General features: G+C 35.5%; 4 protein-coding genes. All 4 read right to left on the reverse strand.

Features of this window, described 5'->3' with window-relative positions:
- Positions 1–1,575, reverse strand: a 1,575-nt coding sequence (locus HN459_08515; GenBank protein ID MBT3479489.1) for a GAF domain-containing protein, incomplete at its 3' end; no start/stop codon positions are given.
- Between the two features lie 212 nt (positions 1,576–1,787).
- Positions 1,788–2,852, reverse strand: a complete 1,065-nt coding sequence (locus tag HN459_08520) for a nucleotidyl transferase AbiEii/AbiGii toxin family protein (GenBank protein MBT3479490.1) — start codon at positions 2,850–2,852, stop codon at positions 1,788–1,790.
- Positions 2,853–2,873: 21 nt separating this feature from the next.
- Positions 2,874–3,674 (reverse strand): hypothetical protein, encoded by an 801-nt coding sequence (locus tag HN459_08525; GenBank protein MBT3479491.1) that lies wholly within the window; start codon positions 3,672–3,674, stop codon positions 2,874–2,876.
- Positions 3,675–4,019: 345 nt separating this feature from the next.
- Positions 4,020–4,418 (reverse strand): TIR domain-containing protein, encoded by a 399-nt coding sequence (locus HN459_08530; GenBank protein MBT3479492.1) that lies wholly within the window; start codon positions 4,416–4,418, stop codon positions 4,020–4,022.
- Positions 4,419–4,876 lie beyond the last annotated feature (458 nt).

Below are 4,876 nucleotides of genomic sequence, written 5' to 3' on the forward strand. Positions count from 1 at the left end.
AATACGCATTGCTTGGCTCAAGGTTTTTCCTTTTTTGTAGGGTCGATCCCGAGCAGTTAATGCTTCAAAAATATCCGCAATAGCCATGATCCGCGCTTGAACGGACATTTGACTTTTGGTCAATCCCATGGGATAGCCCGTACCATCCAGTTTTTCGTGGTGGCCACCGGCAAATTCTGGCACATTTCGTAAATGTTTCGGGTATGGCAATTCATTTAACATATTAATCGTAACAACGATATGATCGTTAATGACCTTCCGTTCTTCCGGTGTTAATGTCCCCCGTGGAATAGTGAGGTTATAGACTTCGTCTGCTGAAAGGAAATTTTCCATTTTGCCATTGGGCTTCCAGCGGTAATTCTCAATTTGGCGAACACGATCCTTTTTATCGCCGGACATAAATTCACCGCCCACATTGGTTTCTTTCACGAATTCAAGATCACTTTTTAAAGTTCCCATTTTTTTGCGATGAGATTTTTTGAGATCTTTAATTTTATCTACTTTTTCATTGGCAGAGAGGGATTCATCCCGTTCAATCTTGAGTTCTTTTTTCAGGCGCTTAATTTCTTCATCACGCTGTAAAACACCAAATCTTGTTTCAACTTCATTCACGCGGTCATAGATGGTTTCTAACTTAGTGCTTTTATCCACCACAAATTCCGGAGTGGCTACCTTCCCACAATCGTGGAGCCAAGCGGCGATTTTCAATTCGTACATTTCTTTTTCGGTAAAGGCCACATCTGCAAAAGGACCATTTTTAGTTTCCTGCACTGCATCGGCCAGCAACATGGTAATTTCTGGAACGCGGGCGCAATGACCACCGGTATAGGGCGATTTTGCATCAATGGCTGAGGCAATAAGTTTAATGAAGGATTCAAATAAATTTTCTAAATCTTTTATCAGGTTTTTGTTGGTAATGGCTACAGCAGCTTGGCTGGATAAGGCTTCTACCATTTCCTGAACATCAGAGGCAAAAGAAATGATCTTTTTGGATTTTGTATCTTGGGCATTCAAAAGTTGTAGAACGCCGATAATCTCATCTTCGTGATTTTTTAAAGGAACGGTGAGGAATGATTGGGAATGGTAACCGGTTTTTTCATCAAACATTTTGGTGCCGGAAAAGTCAAACCCTTTGGCCGTATAGGCGTCTTCAATATTCACTGTTTCACCCGTGAGTCCCACATAGGCCGCAATCATGGATTTATTGGGCTCTCCATCATCTGTATAAAGTTTTATGGGGTAAAATGGAATATCCTTCCCCGATGTACCCCCCATGTGGAATTTGAGAGAATCAGTCATCATGATTTCAAATCTTAGTCGTTTATCGTCAGTCATCATGTAGAGCGTACCACCATCAGAATTGGCAATCCGCTTGGCTTCCAGCAAAATCATCTCCAAAAGTTTATTCATATCCTTCTCTTTGGAGAGCGCTAAACCAATATTGGACAAATTGCTGATTTGTTGTTCCAGGTCAGTAATATAGGATTTTACAGCCTTGGGCGCATCCGATAGATATTTGACTACCTCAGCTTTAGACAATTCTGCCCCACTGTATTTAATTTTTGATGCACTCATGAATTCGTTCCTCTACTTGAACTTTGGTGAACTTACAAAATCTATCATTCAACCTCCAAGTATATGTGGCACGAATATAGGTGACATCCATCTGATGGTTACTATAAAAATCGTTGTCATCCCGTATGGTTGCGAAGATTCTTATACATTGTTGTAGGCTGGTTTCTTTCATTTTATTATCTACGAAGTTTTGTTCGATCTCCTGAAATATTTTATTTTACTGAAAGTTTATAAATTTTAAACCAATAGAAAAACGCTTCGGGGTTGGATTTTTTAAGTTTATTCAGCTTATTATTCATTGGTTTGCTAATGAGCCAATCTTTCAATTGCATTGGGTTATTGAATTTTTCAACGATTTGTGCATCGTACTTAATCAATGTAGAAAGATAAGCAGCTTTGGAAGCGTGGATAATGGCATTTTCCAGATGGTAGTTTTCTGAAAAAATAAAACTATTAATCCTTTGTATACCCAATTGCAATTGTTCAAAATTACCATTGCCGTCAGACCCTCTACTTACTATGCAAAGTGATGTCTGATAAATATCTTCCAAAACATCTTGTTCATTCAGTCCATTTGTATTCCTATAAGTTAATTCTATAGCTGCAAAATGATAAAATGTAGATTTTATAATAGCTACATCACTAACAGTATCAAGCAAATTACTAATATCATATAGTTGCTTTATGATTTCCATACTCATACTATCCTCTTTTTTGAAGTATGGAATTCCAGTTGTACTTGGAGCAAAAGCTGTAAGTTTATCTCCCAATAGGTCTTCTAAACAAGGCACATCAACCAATAATGGGGGTTCTTGCATCGGCACGAAAACAGACTGAATAGGTAGTTGTATTACCTTAGCATAAATTACTTCTTCAAACAATATATCGAGCAAAACATATTCTTCTGCCCTATTGGATTTATGGAGAGGTTTGTAGAAAAATTTATAGTGTTCTTTGAGAATTTTTAAATGAGTGCTTCGATGCTGTAATTCCTTTCTAATAAAGCCTTGTTCTTTTGCAACTTTATCAAGATTTCCTTCCAGATCATCTTGAGATTGTAAGATAATATCAATATCAATGGATAGTCTTTTTGTTGAGTTCAGATGAAGCATTAATGCCGTTCCGCCTTTAAACACAAAAGGAAGTTTTCTTTTTACAAGTCCCTCTAATAACAACAATGCGCGAATAACTTTCTCCACAAGAATTTTATCCGTATTATGATTTTCCTTAGAAACTTTATTTATCCATTCAATTGATATTTCTTGTTGATTTATCATTTTCTATAAATTGGCAGCAGACTAAATATGCTGCCGTATTATTGTTATTGAATTTATATATTTATTAAAACTTTCTTTTTTTCCCCTTCTATCGGCATAGCGAAGCATTCGGCTTTGGTTAATCGTATATTTTGTAATTGCTTCCCTGAAAATTGTACGCATTTCAACACCTTGTTGAGCAGAAAAAATGATATCATCACAGTAAATATCCACCAATATTTTTTCTAATGAAGCAGTATTAATTCCTTTTATATTTTGAACAGGAGCTTCAGTTACCATTGGCTTAACAATTAACGATTCTTTGTAATTAGGTAAATATTTATCCAGAAGGTCATTCGTCGGGTTTACGAATACCGAATATTTTGCTTCTTTAAGAAAATAGAATACGGATTGGGTTGCTTCCTTTTCTACTTCGATAAGTAAATAAAACCTGCCTGGTTGATGAAGCATAAATTCATTCAGAACCGAAGTGTCCCAAATGCAATTTTTCAAATAAGGAAATTCCTTTTTAAGTTTAGTGTTAATTGATTTTATCTTAGAAGTAATTTCGGGTATATAGTTTTTCCCTTCTCCAGTGACATATTTTCCTCTGCCGATTCTATTTAACACCCCCATTTTTACCAGAGAGTAAATTCTCCAATTGATAGTTGTTTGCTTTAAATCAGGTTCAAACTCTTTGTAAAAATTAGAAATATCACTAGTTCCAAAGCTTTTTTCAGATTGAAATCGAGTTTTTAATTTATCAATATGTAGTTTGTATGTGGTGATAATGATGCAATATTTAAGCAAATATACAAAAACTATATTTTGGCAGCAATACAATAATACTGCCGATAATTAGATTATGAAAATGGATGGGAAACTTTCCATTGAACCAACCAAATAGAATTTGCGAATTAAGGCATTTATAGTAGTTTTATAATGAACTATTTACCGTAATTATTCAAATGGATTCCCTCCCAAATATATATCAAATCAGTGTCCCAAATAAAAGGTCAACAATAGAAGTTGATTAACAAAATATCGTTAAAGTTAAAACCGGAATATAATGGGGAGTTAAGTGTTTTTCCCGAAGGTACGGGAGTGGATTATCATCAATCTTAAGATCAATTTATACCAATAACCTCGGCCAAACAGCAGCTAGAACTTTATGACATTTATTTTAGCTTATTTACCTGCTAATTTTTCGGCTGCCTCAATCCAGCGTGCCAATGCATCTTTATTGGTGTATTTATAAGCTTTAAATCCATTCTCTTTTATCTGTACGGGGATAGCTCCGGGGGAACCTTCTTCACCGTTCTGGTCTTCAAAATGATGAATTTGGATTGCAACAAGACCATTCCCTTTCGCAAGCGATTGGTTTATTTCATAATTAATATATTTTCTATTTGAAGTACCATGTGTTACACACACCACAGTTACAGATGTATTTTCAAGACCTTTGTCAATCATTGCTTTGATTGCCTTATCGCCCTTTTCCTTTGCTTTTTCCCATAGAGAAGCATCTTGGAACCCTGCAGCTGAAGTGCCAATGATGTTTTGGATCAAGATCAAAACAATCAGCAAAAGATCTACAACTCGAGTACCCTTTGTTCTTTCGCAGCATTTTTAAGCCAAGCGAAATCTTTTTTATATCACGATAAATAATATCCATTTTGTATCTCCTCAGTAAAATTGGCGATTTAGTTAAGATTCAGTATTGAATCATAACTCGAATCAACCATTCTGGTTACTTAGATAAGAATCACGGCTAATATTAAGGACATTAACTATATTCGTGTCAATAGGGTAAAGACCCTATTTTTTATTTATAATATTCTCATTATAAATAAGGAATAATACCTAGTGAAATTCTTTCCGAATCATTATGCAATCTTGAGATCACATACCGACACAGTTTTTAGATAAAATGGGTGATGGAGCCCTTAGATATCTCTAATTTTACAGATGGCTGAACCGACTAAAACGATCCAAAATGCCTTCAATAATCAATGCACCCTAGATGACCTCTTCGCCTCTGCCCA

It is taken from the genome of Candidatus Neomarinimicrobiota bacterium, assembly GCA_018647265.1.
Classification (GTDB): Bacteria; Fidelibacterota; Marinisomatia; order Marinisomatales; family TCS55; genus TCS55.

Bases quoted from the DNA above. Each gene is read 5' to 3' on its own strand.
- HN459_08520 (MBT3479490.1), bottom strand. From the start codon at position 2,852: ATGATAAATCAACAAGAAATATCAATTGAATGGATAAATAAAGTTTCT.